At 34.8% G+C, this 18182-nt stretch carries 17 protein-coding genes; 5 read left to right on the top strand and 12 right to left on the bottom strand.

The features are described from left to right. Positions 1-14: 14 nt before the first annotated feature. Together G634_RS18640 and G634_RS21395 are read right to left on the bottom strand one after the other, a co-directional pair. Positions 15-1199 (bottom strand): radical SAM/SPASM domain-containing protein, encoded by a 1185-nt coding sequence (locus G634_RS18640; RefSeq protein WP_051233796.1) that lies wholly within the window; start codon positions 1197-1199, stop codon positions 15-17. 402 nt (positions 1200-1601) lie between these two features. Next, complete coding sequence (locus G634_RS21395; protein WP_196805326.1) at positions 1602-1769, bottom strand: hypothetical protein; 168 nt, start codon at positions 1767-1769, stop codon at positions 1602-1604. Between the two features lie 411 nt (positions 1770-2180). Here G634_RS21395 and G634_RS21390 point away from each other — a divergent pair, with 411 nt between their 5' ends. Together G634_RS21390 and G634_RS0109175 are read left to right on the top strand one after the other, a co-directional pair. Beyond that, complete coding sequence (locus tag G634_RS21390; RefSeq protein ID WP_196805325.1) at positions 2181-2795, top strand: ATP-binding protein; 615 nt, start codon at positions 2181-2183, stop codon at positions 2793-2795. After that, complete coding sequence (locus G634_RS0109175) at positions 2788-3507, top strand: LytR/AlgR family response regulator transcription factor (protein WP_026505045.1); 720 nt, start codon at positions 2788-2790, stop codon at positions 3505-3507. Before G634_RS21390 ends, G634_RS0109175 begins: the two co-directional genes overlap by 8 nt. 100 nt (positions 3508-3607) lie before the next feature. Here G634_RS0109175 and G634_RS0109170 read toward each other — a convergent pair whose 3' ends face one another. Further along, positions 3608-4663, bottom strand: coding sequence for a DUF6709 family protein (locus tag G634_RS0109170; protein WP_026505044.1), 1056 nt, complete (start codon positions 4661-4663; stop codon positions 3608-3610). A gap of 359 nt (positions 4664-5022) precedes the next feature. Here G634_RS0109170 and G634_RS18630 point away from each other — a divergent pair, with 359 nt between their 5' ends. The 3 genes from G634_RS18630 (at position 5023) to G634_RS0109155 (ending at position 6789) form a co-directional block, all read left to right on the top strand. Continuing rightward, complete coding sequence (locus G634_RS18630) at positions 5023-5484, top strand: HD domain-containing protein (RefSeq protein WP_035799505.1); 462 nt, start codon at positions 5023-5025, stop codon at positions 5482-5484. Continuing rightward, positions 5484-6296, top strand: a complete 813-nt coding sequence (locus G634_RS0109160) for a putative ABC transporter permease (protein ID WP_026505043.1) — start codon at positions 5484-5486, stop codon at positions 6294-6296. The genes G634_RS18630 and G634_RS0109160 overlap by 1 nt, the downstream gene beginning before the upstream one ends. A 70-nt stretch (positions 6297-6366) precedes the next feature. After that, positions 6367-6789 (top strand): hypothetical protein, encoded by a 423-nt coding sequence (locus tag G634_RS0109155; protein WP_026505042.1) that lies wholly within the window; start codon positions 6367-6369, stop codon positions 6787-6789. 85 nt (positions 6790-6874) lie between these two features. On the opposite strand, the gene mmsB is transcribed toward G634_RS0109155, so the two are convergent. The 9 genes from mmsB to G634_RS0109110 form a co-directional block, all read right to left on the bottom strand. Beyond that, the gene (mmsB, locus tag G634_RS0109150; RefSeq protein WP_026505041.1) at positions 6875-8065 is read right to left on the bottom strand and encodes a multiple monosaccharide ABC transporter permease; all 1191 of its coding nucleotides are present in this window, start codon (positions 8063-8065) and stop codon (positions 6875-6877) included. After that, positions 8062-9609: a multiple monosaccharide ABC transporter ATP-binding protein gene (gene mmsA / locus G634_RS0109145; protein WP_026505040.1), complete on the bottom strand. Its 1548-nt coding sequence runs from the start codon at positions 9607-9609 to the stop codon at positions 8062-8064. Before mmsA ends, mmsB begins: the two co-directional genes overlap by 4 nt. A gap of 166 nt (positions 9610-9775) precedes the next feature. Further along, complete coding sequence (gene chvE / locus G634_RS0109140) at positions 9776-10921, bottom strand: multiple monosaccharide ABC transporter substrate-binding protein (protein ID WP_026505039.1); 1146 nt, start codon at positions 10919-10921, stop codon at positions 9776-9778. 248 nt (positions 10922-11169) lie between these two features. Next, positions 11170-12231: a sugar ABC transporter substrate-binding protein gene (locus tag G634_RS0109135; protein ID WP_051233795.1), complete on the bottom strand. Its 1062-nt coding sequence runs from the start codon at positions 12229-12231 to the stop codon at positions 11170-11172. Positions 12232-12330: 99 nt separating this feature from the next. Continuing rightward, positions 12331-13950, bottom strand: a complete 1620-nt coding sequence (locus G634_RS18625) for a response regulator (RefSeq protein WP_051233794.1) — start codon at positions 13948-13950, stop codon at positions 12331-12333. A gap of 90 nt (positions 13951-14040) precedes the next feature. Beyond that, positions 14041-15516, bottom strand: coding sequence for a sensor histidine kinase (locus G634_RS0109125; RefSeq protein WP_035799503.1), 1476 nt, complete (start codon positions 15514-15516; stop codon positions 14041-14043). Continuing rightward, on the bottom strand, positions 15509-16600 hold the full coding sequence (locus tag G634_RS0109120; protein WP_081676571.1) for a substrate-binding domain-containing protein: 1092 nt from the start codon (positions 16598-16600) through the stop codon (positions 15509-15511). The genes G634_RS0109125 and G634_RS0109120 overlap by 8 nt, the downstream gene beginning before the upstream one ends. A 38-nt stretch (positions 16601-16638) precedes the next feature. Further along, positions 16639-17256, bottom strand: coding sequence for an ATP-binding cassette domain-containing protein (locus G634_RS18620; RefSeq protein ID WP_051233793.1), 618 nt, complete (start codon positions 17254-17256; stop codon positions 16639-16641). Beyond that, on the bottom strand, positions 17243-18031 hold the full coding sequence (locus G634_RS0109110) for an ABC transporter permease (RefSeq protein WP_035799501.1): 789 nt from the start codon (positions 18029-18031) through the stop codon (positions 17243-17245). The genes G634_RS18620 and G634_RS0109110 overlap by 14 nt, the downstream gene beginning before the upstream one ends. Between the last annotated feature and the right edge of the window lie 151 nt (positions 18032-18182).

Genomic DNA, 18182 nt, shown 5'->3' with positions numbered 1-18182 from the left:
AACACACTATCGCCTTAGACAAAATTTCTATGAATTATGTCCCCGTATTCCTCCTGCGTTAATTTGATTACCTCGTCATATTTAACTTTCCCATTTTTTAGATAATTCAGCATTTCGTTCTGTGGTCTATAAAAGCATGTTTTACACATTTTCTTTCTGTCTTCATGATTCTTTTTCCAATTATCTCTACTTGCACCTTTAAGCCACTTTTCATAACCTTCTTCTATGTTTCCCATATTATAATCTTTGTTAAGATGAATCTGAGGACATGGGTACATACAGCCATTAGCACCTAAAGCTGTTACAAATTCTGAATAATAACAGACATCAAAATCACCTTCTATCTGATCAGTTTTCGTCATTGCTCCTCGATTAAGTTTTGGTATGGATACTTCAAATTGAGCATCTGAAAGTTCCTTTGCTTTTTCCAATTCTAATTCAATTTGCTCTAAATGATCATATATAGTCTTATGTGCTAACGCAGAATAAAATTCAGGTTCAAAACGAATATAGTCGGCTCCATATTTCTTTGCCTCTTCTGCAGCTACAAAGATTTCTTCATAATTATCCATAGTAATAACAAAATTAAGACCTATCCTAAATTCACTTTCTGCACTCTCATTTTTCAGTTTGCTTACTGCCTCCAAAATAGCAGAAAATTTATATATAGTTGTTGATGTGATTCTGCTATATGTTTCTTGACTTCCAGCATTGAGTCCAACTCTTACCCAGGTATGCGTTTTCTTAATACAATTAAGAATTTTTTCATTTGTCAGCATACTACCATTGGTTATCAAACCTATTTGAATTCCTACCTTATTAGCATACTCGCATATCTCAACATAATCAGGATGAATAGTCGGCTCTCCACTCCCGCATAAAGTTATTGCCTTTCCTCCATTTTTCGAAAAATCATCCAAAAAACTTATCATTCGATCCTTATCCATAAAATCTTCAAAAGAAAACTCATCATAAAAATCTTTTTCATTTTCCGAGTGAAAATTGCAAAACTTACATCGTAAATTGCACTTATTTGTCAGTCCAATCCGGCAATGTATTGGATTAATGATTTTCCCTTGAATAAAATCTTCGACTGTTGTTTTATGGGCCAATAGTTTGAACGGAAAATGTTCTTTATCCAATTTTACCTCTATCATTTTTTCATCATTTTGTGGATATAATTTTTGTAATATGTTCATAATTCTTCTTCCTTCCTCCACATACAGTTAAGCCACCGTAAACCTCTTCTAGTGGCTTAACCAACTTCTTAATAAACAATCTTTTACAGTTACCTTTCTGTGTTCGAACAAATATCATTATAATCACTATATTTTGTAATACAATACTTTTAAGCATACCATTTCCTGAACGACACGTTTTTTTCCTGAACGACACGTTTTTATTTTATTTTTCCCTATTGATTCCGACCTGTAATTGATGTAAAATAAAACAAAATTGTTAAAGGAATATTAATTATCATGATGACCGCACTGATTTTGACAGATTATTTGATTAAGTTTTTGGATAGATTTTTCTTTGATTTTTTTCTGAAGAAGTGTTATGCTACCACTTCAAAACACTCCCCTATAAGATATGTTTTCTTATTTATATTTGGCATATTTCTTTGTTTGTGCAGGCTTTGTAACTGTTCTTATATTAGCCTTCCATTTATTATGCTGTTTTTTAACATTTGCTATTTCTACTTTTTTTACCAGAAAAGTATTAAGAATAGTGTTTTTTATGGTGTAGCATACTCCACTCTTTGCCACATTTCATTTCTTCAATCTGCTGGTATTGCTGCTCTTTTATCGCATAATAACTTGTCTTCCTTACTTATACACAGCCTGGTGAAAAGTTTTTCTGAATTTTTATACCTTTTTTTAATATATTTATATACTACTCTTCTCTCACATTATGCAGATTCTCTTGAAAGATTAGCTTCTAACAGCATTGCTATACTTGCACTTCTTATTCATGTAGAAATAGTTTCTTCCAACTATTTGCTAACTTCATTTCTAAGAAATGACAAACCATCTTCAAAAATGCTTTTTGTTTTTTCTATATCGAATACAGTTTTTCTTGTAATATCAATATTATATTTAGTAAAAAACGATATTAGTAGAGAAAATCTGAATACTATTCAAAACCTGATTCAGAAAAAAGATTCGTCCAAAGAGATTATGAACGATATTAATGAGCTTCAATCAGTTAAACATGATTTAAAACACTTCAATGACACTTTAACTGCATTTTTGCGCGAAAAACCTTCTGACAAAGAAGAGTTAAAAGACTATATCAATAAAGTCCAAAACAATATTGCCTGCTCTTTAAAAAGCAGCTACTATACCGGCAATAGCTTACTAGACAGCATCATCAATTTCAAATCTGATATTTGCAAATCAAAGAAAATAAAAGTAAATATCAATTACGTATTAATAAAAAGTCTAAAACTTGATCCTATATTTATTACCACTACACTGTGTAATCTATGGGATAATGCAATAGAATCATGTGAACGATTGCAAAACAGGAGCGATGCATTAATAAATTTTTCGATTAATCTTACTGAGAATCATATAATTATTCACATTGATAATCCGTATAAACAAGATTATCTCAATAAAGATGGATTATTATACAAATCCTCTAAATCAGATTCTGGTCATGGATTTGGGCTAAGAAACATCAAAAGACAAGTTGAAAAAATCGGCGGCTTATTATATGCAAATGAAAACAATGGAATTTTTGCAGTAGATATTCTTATTTTCAAGAATCAGGAGACCCAAAATGTTTAACATTATACTTATCGAAGATTGTAAAGAAGATATAATAAATGCAGAATTTATTATAAATGAATGGGCATACGATAAAGAGGTAACTTTTCACAATTTCGCAACCCCAGAGCTTTTCAAAGAGTATCAAAAAGATAAAGACTTTAACCAAATAAACCTTTTCATCCTCGATATTGACTTAAAAGGTTCATCTACAAATGGAATATCTTTTGCAAAGCATCTTAGAACAAGCGGATATCAAAACGATATTCTCTTCCTAACTGCCTTTAAAAATTTCGTATTTGAAGGATATGACTCACGTGCAATAAACTATTTGCTCAAGCCTGTCAGTAATTGCAAAGACAAGTTTATTTCATGCATTAATTATTCATATGGTTCCAATATAGATAATACATCGCCTTGTGCCAAGATGATGGCCAAACACAATGTCACCTTTTCTGATGTGATATATTTCAAGGCAAACAGCCATTATATTGATGTGTTATCAACCAAAAAAGAATTCAGTATTATAACTACGCTTGGCGAAATATCAGAACAAATGCCCAGCAATTTCGTTCGCATACACAAATCCGCTATTGTAAACATGAGGCACATCATCAGATGCAATAAAACACGTATCTTAATGGATAATGACGAGCATTTCAAGATTGGAAGAGCCTACAAAGATGATTTCCATGAAGTATATGGAAATTATATAACTTCGGTTTACAATTAATCTTGACCATCAGAAAATGTTTTCTGATAAATTTTTCTTCGCTCTAGCATCCAAACCCCCACTGTTGTTCTTATTTTTCTTAACAACAGTGGGGTTTGTATCAGCCAACGCTTAGCTGCTCTATATCTTTTGGTCTTAAGACTGTTTTAGGATCTTGACCACTCTTTTTTAATTGTTTAATCTGTTTCATTATTTGTTTATTGTACTTTTTAGCATCATCTGTATACCCTAATACAATATGCGGATTAGAATAGCGACATCTTGCAAAAATTTGTTCGTGAACATCCTTGCAGTTTCTCTTCCAGACTTTATTTGCTATTGTATAAGTCTTTCCATCTAATGTTGTAAACTTGATGCAATCGATTGTTTTTATAAAATTGTATCTATAAGTATAATTATACATCCAGACAATATCTGCATAAGGAATTACTACATGGCTATATTCTGTACTAACAAGATAATGACGTGTCAAATACACTTTAACTTTATCCAGTCTTATTACCTGTGGATCGCTAAGCTCTATATCTACCTGACTGGCATCAAAATCTGAAACTTTCCTAAAATTCAGTGATCTGATTCCTTCAGATACTCCTCCTATAAATGAAGGAATAAATAAAATTCCGCAAACACAAGCAAGTAGCAGATAAACTATATATAAATCTGTCGTTCCATGCTCTCCATATTCGATTATATAATTACCAAAATATTTATCATACTCTTTCTCATCAAAGCCCTTAACTTCATCAGCAAAAACTTCTATTGCAAGTTTCTTAACATCATCGTCTATAGTACTAAGACTTCCCCTTACTACTGCCTTGCCATTTTCTTTTACATACTCAGTAAGGTTGATTTCATCCTCTAGAGTCATCTTTACCACATAAGTTCCATTTACACCTTTTACAAAATAGTACTTATCTGATGCTTCTTCTCTTTCGGCAAATCCATACGGCGCTTCAGATATTGTAGCACATACTGCATTGCCTGATTTAAGAGTGGTAATTGAATTGTTATCTAGATTTGTTACCTTGGAATCTGCTTTCTCTTCTTCGTCGGACATCTTACAAATGCTAAACACTGTCACTACAAGACAAACTACTGCGCAAGCAAAATATATCCAAATACACTTAAATGATTTCTTGAATATTTCATTATTCATGTGTTCTCTTCCTCCATTAAGCACGCGTTATTTTCAAACGTTTTTATTATACTCTTTTTATCTGCAAAGAAAACCTTTTCCAGACAAAACGTATCAAAAATCCGACAAAAGACCCTTTTTACAAGTGAAAACATCCAAAAATAATTATAAAATATCAATTAACCTGTCAGAAATGAATTTAAAAAATCATTAAAAATTAAATATGGTGTAATTACATTGATTTTATATCCGAAAAGCAATAAAAGTGTTATTATGGAAAAGGTGCTGATTTAAAGTCAGCAGCTTTCAAAGTTACTGCACACTCTACAATAAACTGTGGGCAGCAATTATTTTTACCTAAAAGGTTAGGAGTTTTCTTGATGAAAAAAAGAGATTTAAGAGCTGCATTTTACGAAGCAGCAGACGAATTTTTAAAAGATCATAAGGTTATACAGATGAAGAATTTTATTCAGCACGGAAATGTTACTACATATGATCACGTTCGCCATGTGGCAGAATGCAGTTATCGTATGAATCACCGTTTTCATCTTCATGCAAATGATTTCGAGCTTATTCGCGGAGCTATCCTCCACGATTATTTCCTTTATGATTGGCATACTTTCGGAGATGGGCTTCATGGATATCATCACCCAGCCAGAGCACTCAAAAACGCTGAGAGAGATTTCGGTCTTTCTATGAGAGAGAAGAATATCATTTCTTCACATATGTGGCCGCTTACACTAAGAAGCTGTCCAAAATGTCGTGAGGCATGGATTGTATGCCTTGCAGACAAGATTTGTTCAACATATGAAACTATTAGAATGCGAAAAGGAATGGCGTGATGTATATATCTAAACTGTTTTGTCAATTTATCTTTTTCAGCTTTTTAGGATGGATTTGGGAATCATTTTACTGTGCCATGAAAGAAAAAAAGTGGGTTGACAGAGGTTTTATGTTCGGACCTGTCTGTCCAATATATGGAAGCAGTATGTGTATTGTTTTATTAGTGATACAACTTTTTCCTAATTTTTTGAATCCTGACAGACCAGCCTATGTATTATTCTTGTTCTCTATGATAGGCAGCGCGGTAATGGAGTACACAACTTCTGTTGTGCTGGAAACACGATTCGGTGCAAGATGGTGGGATTACGGGGATATTCCACTTAATCTAAATGGCAGGATTTGTCTTCCGGCCAGTCTTGGTTTTGGAGCTGCCGGTGTAATTGTTATTAAGTTTTTGATTCCATTTTTCTCAGGTATACAATTAAATATCCCTAATTGGGTATTCGAAACTGCATCTATACCGCTTGCCGCTCTTTTTGGTGCAGACCTTGCTCTTACCGTTGCAAGTCTGTCAACTCTCATTAATACGGTTGAAGCTTACAAAAACGAGTTCAACTTGAGAGCAGAAGTTACTGTTAATGCAATTGCCTCCACTCCCAAAAGGGTTGAAGCCGCTTTTATAAACAAGAAAGATCAGATTAAAGAGCAGTTTCCACAGATTGGAAAATATGTAAAGTTCATGTCCCCCTTTCAAAAGCGGGTGATGAGAAATGTTAAGATTTTCATTCCCAAGTCTGATGGAAAAAGGGCATCCATTATGATGAGGATGAAAAACTATATCGAAAATTACAAAGAAAATTCTCAATCGTAGCAACAAAAGGGTTTCTTTTGGTATAATATGTTATTGATAAATTAACTATTTACTTGGGGAGGATTTTCACTTGAATTTCAAAAGACTATTCGGCTCGCCGCTTAACAACGGGGTGGTAGATGTTTCGAAATGCAGATTGACAATGGCTATTGTATCTTATATTTTATTTACCATTGCAGCTTTATTTTTGATTGTACTTAGCCAACCGGATATAAGACCATCCAAATATCCGCTTCCTTGCTACATGGTATATATTGGTGGAGCTGTATTTGCTTTGCTTTTAACAGTTTCACTTTTAATTAAAAGCATTCATGCTTATTTTTACTGTATAAAGAATAGAATTGAAATAGATTTAATCGGGTTAGAGCATAATATTTCTAATCTTCCTGCATTTCACAGGGCTATTGTATATGATATTGTTTATGTATGCATAAAGCTTTATTTAACTATCATGCTACTTAGCTTTTTCATTGGTATTTTATTTTTCAATTAATTATTAAAAAGGTGCCAGAACACATAACTGGCACCTTTTAACATATATATATTCATTAAATTTTGGGAGCTTAATTAGGTATTTTTTAGTTCTTTGCAAGAATCTTTCCACCACGTTTGGATACTACATCGAAGATAACTGCTGCAAGGAGTACTACGCCTTTTACTACCTTCTGCATGTTAGCATCTACGCTCATAAGTGACATACCAAGGTTGATAACACCCATGAGTACTGCACCGATGATAACACCTTTTACTGTACCGGTTCCACCATAAGCAGATGCACCACCGATAAAGCAAGATCCAATAGCATCCATTTCGTAGTTCTGACCATATGTTGGCTGTGCTGAAGTAAGTCTTGCAATTGTAACCATTCCTGCAAGTGCTGCGAGAAGTCCCATGTTAGCATATGCAAGGAAATAAACCTTGTTGGTATTGATACCGGAAAGCTTTGTTGCCTTCTCATTTCCACCAACTGCATAGAAATAACGACCAACTGTAGTATTGTTAGTAATATAGCCATATACAAGAACTACTACCATTACCCAGATAAGGACTGTTGGAATTCCTTTGTGCTGTGCAAGTTTGTATGCAAAAAACATAATAACTGCAGATACTACTATAATTCTTCCAAGAAACGCAAGCAGATGTTCAACTTCATAATTCTTCTGTTTTCTCTTAAGACGAGCGCTAAATTGCAGGAAGATAAACAAAAGTGTTGCAACTGCGCCTCCGAAAAGGCATGTAAGGTTAAGTTTACCATTTCCAAAAAAGTCATGAATATAGCAATCTGCTCCGCCTCCAAAGAGGTTTACAAATGTTGTCTGCTCTTTAATTGAGATTGTTCGTCCCTGCAATACTACATTTGAAAGGCCTCTGAATACCAGCATACCAGCAAGGGTTACTATGAAAGGGGGTATTCTTACGAATGCTATCCAGAAGCCTTGGAAAGCGCCTATAAGTGTTCCGATTACTATCATGATAATGATAGAAAGCCAGAATGGAAGATTTTGTTCTACCATTAGAAGTGTTCCAACTGCACCTACGAAACATACTACTGAACCTACAGAAAGATCAATATTTCCACCTGTAAGAATACACAAAAGCATACCTGTTGCAAGGATAAACACATATGCGTTCTGTGAAATAAGGTTACTTACATTCATGGGCATCAAGATCTGTCCATCTGTTCTCCATGAAAAAAATGCAACTACAATGAGTAAGACAATTACCATTGTATTTTTTTTCAAAAATCCAAGAATCTGGTTTGTATTCATTTGCTCTCCTCCTTATCAGATGACTGCAGGATTATAGACATAATCTTTTCCTGAGTTGCATCTTTTCCATTCAATTCTCCCACCATTCTTCCCTCGTTCATTACGTATATTCTGTCGCACATTCCGAGAATTTCAGGAAGTTCAGAAGATATCATGATGACTGATTTTCCCTCTGCAACCAGCTGATTTATTATGCAGTAAATTTCATACTTTGCTCCTACATCAATTCCTCTTGTCGGTTCATCCAATATCAGTATGTCCGGATCTGCGAACATCCACTTTGCTAATAGAACCTTCTGCTGATTTCCTCCAGACAAATTTCCAACGTTCTGCTCAACTGTTGGAGCCTTTGTTCTTAACTTATTCTTGTAATCAACAGCTACCGAAAACTCTTTATCTTTATCTATTACTGTTTTATGGCTTACCCCTTCCAGATTTGCCATTGTGGTATTTGTTTTAATAGGATTTGTCAATATGAGTCCATTTCCTTTTCTATCTTCTGTTACATATGCAAGCTTATGTTTGATTGCATCATGAACAGATTTTAAATGAACTTCTTTTCCTCCTATATAGAGCTGGCCGGAAATATTCTCTCCGTAGCTTTTTCCAAAGATACTCATGGCAAGTTCTGTTCTGCCTGCACCCATGAGACCTGATATGCCGAGTACTTCACCTTTTTTTACATTAAAGCTTACATTATTGACGATTTTTCTATCACTATATAATGGATGGTAAACATTCCAGTTTTTTACCTCCATCATAACATCGCCAATATTCGGAACTCGTTTCGGGAATCTGTCTGATAATTCTCTTCCTACCATTCCTTTGATGATTCTATCTTCTGAGAAATCATCTACTCCCTTTGTAAGTGTCTCAATCGTAGAACCATCTCTTATGACTGTAATCTTATCTGCAACATAAGAAATTTCATTAAGTTTGTGCGAAATTATGATAGATGTAAGATTCTGCTCTTTTTTCAACCTAAGCATCAGATCCAGCAATGCTTTTGAGTCTGTTTCATTTAATGATGAAGTAGGCTCATCAAGAATCAGTAGCCTTGCATTTTTAGAAAGAGCTTTTGCTATCTCTACAAGCTGCTGCTTACCAACACCGATATCCTTTATTCTTGTTTGTGTACTTTCTTTTAATCCAACAATATCGAGATATTTACGCGCAAGTTCATTTGTTTCATTCCAATTGATTCTATATTTAGCTCCTTTTTCATTTCCAAGGAACATATTTTCCGCTATTGACATGTATGGAATAAGTGCAAGTTCCTGATGAATAATAACAATACCTTTTGATTCACTGTCTTTTATATTATTAAATTTACATACTTCTCCATCATACTTTATATCACCCTCATACGAGCCATATGGATAAATTCCACTCAAGACATTCATCAAAGTAGATTTACCAGCGCCATTTTCCCCTACCAAAGCATGAATTTCACCCTCTTCAACCTGAAGATTTACATTATCAAGGGCTTTCACACCAGGGAAAGTTTTCGTTATTTGATTCATTTCCAATAATATCTTCGCCAAGTGTACCCCTCCCGTTCCCAACTTGTTTGTAGAATGTAGTTTGTTTTACTGCCTGTATATTTCTTTATGAAATAGTACAGGCAGGCAAAACAAGCTACTAAATAGTAAACTGCTTTAAACTTTGAATTCCTGCAGCTAAATGTTTTAACTTAAGCAGGAAATTGTTTTACTTAAGCTGATCTTCTGTGTAATATCCTGAATCAATAAGAAGTTTCTTGTAATTGTCCTTGTCTGCAAATACTGGCTCGCAGAGGTATGAAGGAATGACACCTGTTCCGTTATCATATGTTGTTGTATCGTTTACAGGAGCTTCAGAGCCCTTCATGATAGCATCTACCATCTTAACTGTCTGAGTTGCAAGATCACGAGTATCTTTGAAAATAGACATTGACTGCTTGCCTTCGATCATGTTCTTAACGTTGGCAACGTCACAGTCCTGACCTGTGATAATCGGCCACTCGCCTGTATAGTTTGCTTCAAGTGAATTTGTTACACCAAGTGCTGTAGAATCGTTGGAGCAAAGTACTGCATCAAGCTTTGTTCCATCAGCATAGTTGGAAGAAATGATTGCATCCATTCTGGACTGTGCTGTTTCTGTTGCCCAGTTAGCTGTTGCAACATTATCGAAGTCAACCTGCTTGGACTTTACTACAAGTGTTCCTTTATCAATGTATGGCTTTAAGATATCCATTGCGCCGCCATAGAAGAATCTTGCATTGTTATCACCTGGATCACCTGTGAAGATTTCGATGTTGAAAGGTCCTTTTGCATTTTTTAGATCGAGCTTTTCTTCGATGTACTCACCCTGCTTCTTACCTACCATATAGTTATCAAATGTTGCGTAGTAGGATACTGCATCGGAGTTCATAATAAGACGGTCATAAGCAATAACCGGTATGTTGGCTTCTTTTGCCTGAGCAAGAACTGTTCCAAGAGAGTCGCCATCGATTGATGCGATTACAAGAACTTTGGCTCCTCCGCTTATCATGTTTTCAATCTGGGAAACCTGAGTTGAGATATCATTAGAAGCATACTGGATATTTACTTCATATCCTGCATCTTTAAGCTGCTTCTCCATGTTTTCGCCGTCCTGATTCCATCTTTGGAGATCTTTTGTCGGCATTGCAACACCTACAATATTTCCGGATCCTGATTCATCTTTTTTTGATTCATCTGTTTTCGATTCATCTGTTTCGTTGTTTGATGCCTGACTGCCATCATTATTTGATGAATTTCCGCCACCAGAGCATCCAACAAGTAAGGATGCTGCCATCATTGTAGAAAGAAGTGCACCTAATATTTTTTTCTTCATCTTGTGTTCCCTCCCTTTGTGAACAAGATTTATTAGATTACATTTGGGATATGCGTTACCTTCTCTTTTCAACCTTTTAGTAACCTTTCGCTCCCTGACTTGTTTACAATTTAACATATATTTAATAGTACAAACTTGCGAAAAACAGTATATTTTCATCTTCACAGCGCATAAAAAAACACGCATGATAGCATTTTTTTGCCATCATACGTGCCTCACATAAATTTCTGCTAAATCATTTTATCCGATTACTTTCTGTTTACATTTAGATATACATCTTCCTGTAAATGAAATCCACTTTTTATTATTACATCATCTATATTTTGAGCTGTTACGCTTACCGGATCTATTTTTAGGAAAGCTATTTTTCTATTGTCATCTTCAAACTCCGAGAGATCTGTATCATCAATTTCCTCTCCTTTAGCCAGTATTACTGCGCACTCTGCTGCCTTTCCTGCAAGTTTTTCTATAGGCTTATATACAGTCATTAGCTGCGTGCCTTCGACTATTTTCTGGCATGCTTCCAAGTCTGCATCCTGTCCTACCACTATTTTTTTACCTGCAAGACGCTTTTCTGCAAGTGCATATATGACACGGCTTGCAAGGTCATCATTGCCGCACATAATTCCATCTACTTTCATGACTTTATCCATGTTTTCATAGATATATTCGCCTGCAGCTTCTGCTCTCCAGCCTTCTGCATACACCTTATCTATGATTTCTATATTGTTTTCTTCCATGACTTTAGTAAAGCCTTTTTCTACTATAGCTACGTTGTTATCAGACAAAGAACCACAAATCATTAGCACTTTTTTGTCAGGAAGTCCTTTATCCACCATTGATGTTGCCATCATTTCTCCTACCTTCTCGTTGTCAAAAGAAATGTACAAATCCACATCGACTCCTTTTATAAGTCTGTCGTATGCAATTACTTTTATTCCCTCATCCCTTGCCCTACTAACTGAATCTTTAATCGTATCAGAATCTATGCAGATAACCACTATGACATCCATGTCTTTTTTTATAAAATAATCAATTTGTTTCTTCTGTACTTCTGCATCCCCATTTGCATTTTGTACATTGACTTCTGCTCCCAACTCTTTTGCCATGGATACGAATACATCTCTGTCTCTCTGCCACCTTTCGATTACAAAGGAATCGAAACACATGCCTATTTGAATCTTTTCTTCCTTCTTTTTCTCTGCAAAAGAGTCTGTTTTCTTGGAATCACCGCATCCTGCCAAAGAACATGCACATATAATCACCCCTAAAAAAAGTGCCAGCCTTTTTGCAATAGCTCTGATATACATTTGTAACCTCCCTTCTGACTTCTTTCGACAAACATCTAAAGTTTATTGTTACAATATTGTCTGTTTTGCTGTTCGTATATTTCGTTGCAGACGCACCCCCTACCTGTCTGCATTCTGGTAACAGATTACCGAAGTCTTATATTCTGTCGGTGTTACTCCAACATTCTTTTTGAAAATGCGGCTAAAATAGTTAGGATCTGTATATCCGCAAAGCACGCATATTTCTTTCATGGAATAATCTGAATCTTCTAAGAGTTCTTTAGCTTTCGCAATTCTTACACTTGTAAGATACTCTACGAAATTCATTCCACTTTCTTCTTTGAATACTTTACTAAAATAATATGGAGATATATCTACTACTCTTGATACATCATCTAGAGATATATCCTTGTCAAAGTGAGCATCTATATAGTTTTTAGCATCCTTTATTATGTCATTTGATTTTTCTTCACGCTTATTCATGACGTTTTGGCAGGATGTTATTACTTTATCCAGAAACCAGTCTTTAAGTCCCTTACTATCTTCAATCGCCATTACATCAGGAAGGTAGTTATCTCTTCCTGAATAGTGGTAGGTCTGACCACCATTTTGATATGCGAGATGTTCAGCATAAAGAGCAAACTCCAGCACTTTGAGGCGCATCGACATTAGTGTTCCTTCTTCTGCACTCTTACACATCCAGTCAGCATATTTTTCTGCTATAAGTTTGGTAGCTTCAAGATCTCCGTGTGATATAGCTTCAAACAACGGTTTCTCTAAATCTTTTGGATATCCTTCATCATAATCGCAACTAATAGAAAGGTCATCTACATGTGCCACGCTTGAAGTTGTTGCAAGAAGTGCATTAAGTGCTTCTCTGTAGGAATCCCCTAATTCCTTTAATTTCTTGACTTTACCTATTCCTATGCGCACACTTATATCAGTTTTTTTCTTAAGATATCTTACAAGTTCTCTTGAAGTATCTATAAGTTCGGTTCTTGTGGTATAATCCATACTCTCATCTTCAAACGGGATAAAAACTGCAATCTTGTTAGACATAACGTTTCCCATTTTGCAGTTAAAGAACTCTTTGACACACTCTCTGATCTCACTGTATTTTCTGGAAAGTTTAACTGAACTTCCTACAGCATTAGTCATGTGTGTTCCTTCCTGATCATCTCCGCACACAATAGAAAGCATATATCCGTAGTTTTCTTTTATCCCGAGCATAGTTCTATAATTCTCTATATCCTCATCGAACTCTTCCTGAAAAAGAAGATCATAGATAAGCCCGTTTTCGATAATAGGCTCTACTATTTCCAGTTTTTCCTTGATAATAAGGTCACTGCTTCGTTTCTGCCTTGAGGTTTCTATCTGTTTCATTGCAGAATTTAGTACACTTATTATCTTTCTTCTGTCAACAGGCTTATTTAAATACTCTAGTACTCCGAGTTTTATAGCTTCTTTGGCATAATCAAACTTATCATAGGCTGACATTATTATAAAAAGAGTACCAGGAGAAAATTTCTTAATCTCTTTAATAGCTTCTATTCCATTTATTCCCGGCATATGTATATCCATAATTGCTATGTCGGGTCTATAGTTTTCTGCAAGTTCGATTACGCTTCTTCCGGTTTTGGCATATTTAATTTCACACTCGTCGCCAAATTCTTTCTCTATAATGTATTTCATAGAGTCTATTACTATACCTTCATCATCTGCTATCATTATTCTGTACATATATCACCCCTGATTTACTCTTATACACTTCTATAATCTTATTATATCTGTTATGCCATTATCGTTGCAGCTTTTACCCTATAGTGCCCACTATTTTTGACTTATAAAAGGTAATCTTACGATTATCTCGCACCCATTTCCTTTACTGCTAATGATGTCTATTACATCTTTCTTTTCCGCGAACAGCTGGAGTCTGGAAATGACATTATCCATTCCTATTCCATTGTTGTCATACTGATTTTCCTTGCATTTCCATTTACCGTTTAGAATCATTTCTGCATCTTCAGGGCTCATACCTTTACCATTATCCTTAACACTGACACAAACGTCACTTTCATCTTCATAGACAAAGAGTGTGATTTTACCCTTATCTCCCATTTCTCTTATTCCATGATTGACTGCATTTTCTACAATTGGCTGCAGTATCATGCTGGGCATTTGCGTCTGTAACAGTGAATCGTCGACCTTTTTTTCGTAATGAATATCTCCAGAAAAGCGAACATTTAAAATCTTAATGTAGTTATCTACAAGTTCTATTTCTTCACCCAGTGTTACGAGGCTTTCCTGTTTCCTTACATTATAACGAAAAAAATCTGCAACTGTCTGAACATATTCATAAGTTCTATCTGCTTCTTCCATCATTGCCAGCTGCGCACCGGCATTTAATGTATTAAACAAAAAGTGTGGATTTATCTGCGCCTGCAGATACTTTAACTGAGCATCTTTTAGGTGTGTTTCCATCATCAGTTCTTTTTCCTGCATGTAGCGCTCTTTTTCCATACTCTCTTTAAGTTTGTCTATATACTGTCTTATACTAAAAAGCATCTTGTCAAAAGCACTTATAACTATTCCTATATCATCATGAATCACCACTTCCGGAAGCTTTACATCAAAGTTTCCATCAGCGACTTCATTCGCAGAGTCTGCCAACATACGAAGCGGTTTTATAATCATTCTTACAAAATTTGTTATGATGAAAATATTTATCACCATAAGAAGGCACATAGCAGATACACTGACTGTTTCAAATACTCCAAAAGACTTTGAAAGTCTATTGTAATGCCTTGAGTTACTTGCAAACTGCTCTATGTTCAAACTTCTGATATAGGAAAAAATATAATCATAAATCTGCGTGGCATTTTCATAATGAGTTCTGTATTTCTCTACGTTTCTACCTCTTTTGGCCTCAATTGTCTGTGTAACTTCATCCATATATGTTCTGGACATATTTTTGATATTTCTTTCCATTCTGTGAAATGAAATGTCTGTAACTTCGTCATTTAAATCTTCATACAGTTCTTCGAATTTCTGCGCTTTTTTGTAATATTCTTCGAGCGAATCTGACGTTTTGACATTAAGGTAGTTGGTCATGCACTGCTGCACATCCATTAGCGAATTGGACAGTTCATTCAAATGTCTATTATCCTGATATACCATTCCCATATCCAGAGTCATTCTGTTTATTCCCATAATAAGGAAGATATTAACAATAAGGATAAGGAGATTTGCAAAAATATATATACTGATAATCTTTATCTGTAAGGGAAGATTATAGAACTTAGTCATTTTGATTATCCTCCCCTTTTTTCATATAGTTTTTGACATTGTCTTTATTAATAAGTGTTACATCAGCAGAATAGTACTGATTGGTATTACCAATTTCATAATAGTCAGAAAGTGCAGTTACACAATATTCTCCTAGCTGCCTGGTATCAATAGAAATAGTGGCATAGATTACACCTCTATCAATTGCCTTTAGTATCATGTCGCTGTCATGATATCCCAATATATTGACTTCTCCCACTTTATTATGATCAACTACTGCCTGATATGCACAGATAGTATTAAGCTCGTTTAGACATATCAAGATATCTGGAATTTCTTTTTTCAAGAAAATATCTCTGATAGATTCTTCTGCAGAAAAAGCGTTGGTATTTTCCACTGTAACAAGTGAAACTGAAAACTCTGAATCCGAAGTCTTATCCCCCATAATCGTTTCCTGCAAACCTGATATTATAAGATTCTGTCCTGTATCCTTTGAGTCAGAATTTACCAAAACAGCAATCTGCATAGTCTTTCTATTCTTCATCTTCGAAGCTTCCATGAAGTCTTCTTTTCGTTTTTCTTTGATAATATTCAGGACCTGTCTGCCATACTCACGTCCTATATTAAAGCTTCCAACGCCCGCAAAGCTTATTCTACTTGTGTCCGCATGGTCTATATACAGTGTTACGACAGGAATGTCATTTTTAGATGCTTCATCTATCAGTTTTGCCATATGACTAGACTCAGTAGATGAAATAACTATTCCATCTACTTTGGATGCTATAGCTATTTTCATCAAATCTTCCGAAGAATAGTTGCCGGATAGCTTTTCACCTAATAAATCTATGTAGGTGTTATTCTTTTTAGCTTCCTCTAACGCCCCCTTATATACCGACTGCCAAAAATCGCTCTTGTAATTATCTGTTATCATTACATAGTATTTGTCGTAACTGCCTACTTCTGACAAATTTTCTTTCCTGGTCATGTTAAACCGAAGAAGTGTCATTGCTATAAAGATTGCTACAACTAATATAAATGACAATAAAATCGTTAATAATAACCTCCTTCCGATTTTATTGTTTAAGTTTTTTTTTGAACTGCTCATTTGTATCCCCTAAATCTTTAGTCCATTTTGTTGTTTATTTATTCCCTATCATCGAGATTAAGTTCAAAAGCTTTTCTTTTTGTTGCTTTTTCGAAAAGTTCTTTTTCGCTTTCATCATGACTTGTCATAATAATTGTCTTTTCTCTGGTAAGTTCCCCGATAAGATTTATAGTCTGTTCTTTGGTTATTCTATCAAGACCTTTCATTGGTTCATCCATTATTAAAATATCGAAATCTGCGATAAGTGCGCGGAGTATAGCTACCCTTCTTTTCATACCTCCGCTAAATTCAGATACTGGTTTATTACTGATATCTTCAATCCCTATCTTATGAAAACAGCTAACAATCTCAGCATCTGAATGTCTGTTATTATTGTCAGTTACCATTTTAACATTTAATAGCGCTGTTAAATTATCACATAGTCTGTTTTCCTGAAAAACTGCGCTTATTTTTCTGTTATCCATGCCTTTTAAACATCCGCTTTCATATGTTTCCAACCCCATTATTATACGAAGAAACGTAGTTTTTCCTGAGCCTGATTTTCCCTTTACTATCGTCAGACTGTTATTTTCAAAGACATGAGAAAATGAGTCTATAACTTTTTTATTGTCATAGCTTTTAGTTATATTTTCAGCAATGATATCACTTTTCGCCATAATTCATTCCTTCTAATTTCATCACTATTTTGTTTATTAACATCATCACTATTTTTTCCATTATTATCCCCAAGACAATGATGGTTACTGTCCATGCGAACATCTCTGGCGTACTAAGGTAGATTTTCGCTTCGTATAGATTCTCTCCTATAGACCCTTTAGGAAGCCCTATTATCTCTGCTGCCACTCCCGACTTTACGCAAAGTCCAAGACTAGTCATACATGCTGCTTTAAAAAATGGTAAGACGTGGGGAATATATATATATCGAACCTGCTTTATAAATGATAAGCGGAATATTTTCGAAAGTTCGAGCATTTTCTCGTCCATCTGATACAATCCCTGTAAAAGATTAGTATAGATTATAGGAAATGCCATTAGAAAAGATATGAACACTGAAATATTCTTTGATGGAATCCATATCAGCACCAGTATTATGAAAGAAGCTACCGGTGTAGATTTAACAACTGATATCGGAAAAGATATAAAATCTCTTAATACGCTGCTAATATAGGATAATACGCAAAAAAGTATTCCTACAGTCACAGCCAGAACAAAACCTGACATTATTCTAAAAAAGCTAAAGAAAACAGCGCTCCAATAGCTTTGTGTTTTCATCATCGAAAACAGACATACTGCCGCCTGTAAAGGTGATGAAAGCAGTATGTCTGAGTTCAAATACATGGCAAGTAGCTGCCATATGATAATCCATATGAGAATCGACCATATAGGTATTCTTTTTTTCTTTTCAAAAAAACGCTTAATATCAGGCTTCATAAGATATATTCTTTGTAGTCGTATATTTATCGGATTATATTAATTTCAAAACCTATAGGTTATTGTTTTGAATACTTAGTAGATTAGTTTTACTGGCTTGTAATATTTCATGAGCAGAACTGTTTATAAACGTTGGTCTGGGGTTTAAAGG

This window comes from Butyrivibrio sp. NC3005 (assembly GCF_000424545.1).
Classification (GTDB): Bacteria; Bacillota; Clostridia; order Lachnospirales; family Lachnospiraceae; genus Butyrivibrio.
This window is presented reverse-complemented; position numbering and strand designations above follow the sequence as displayed.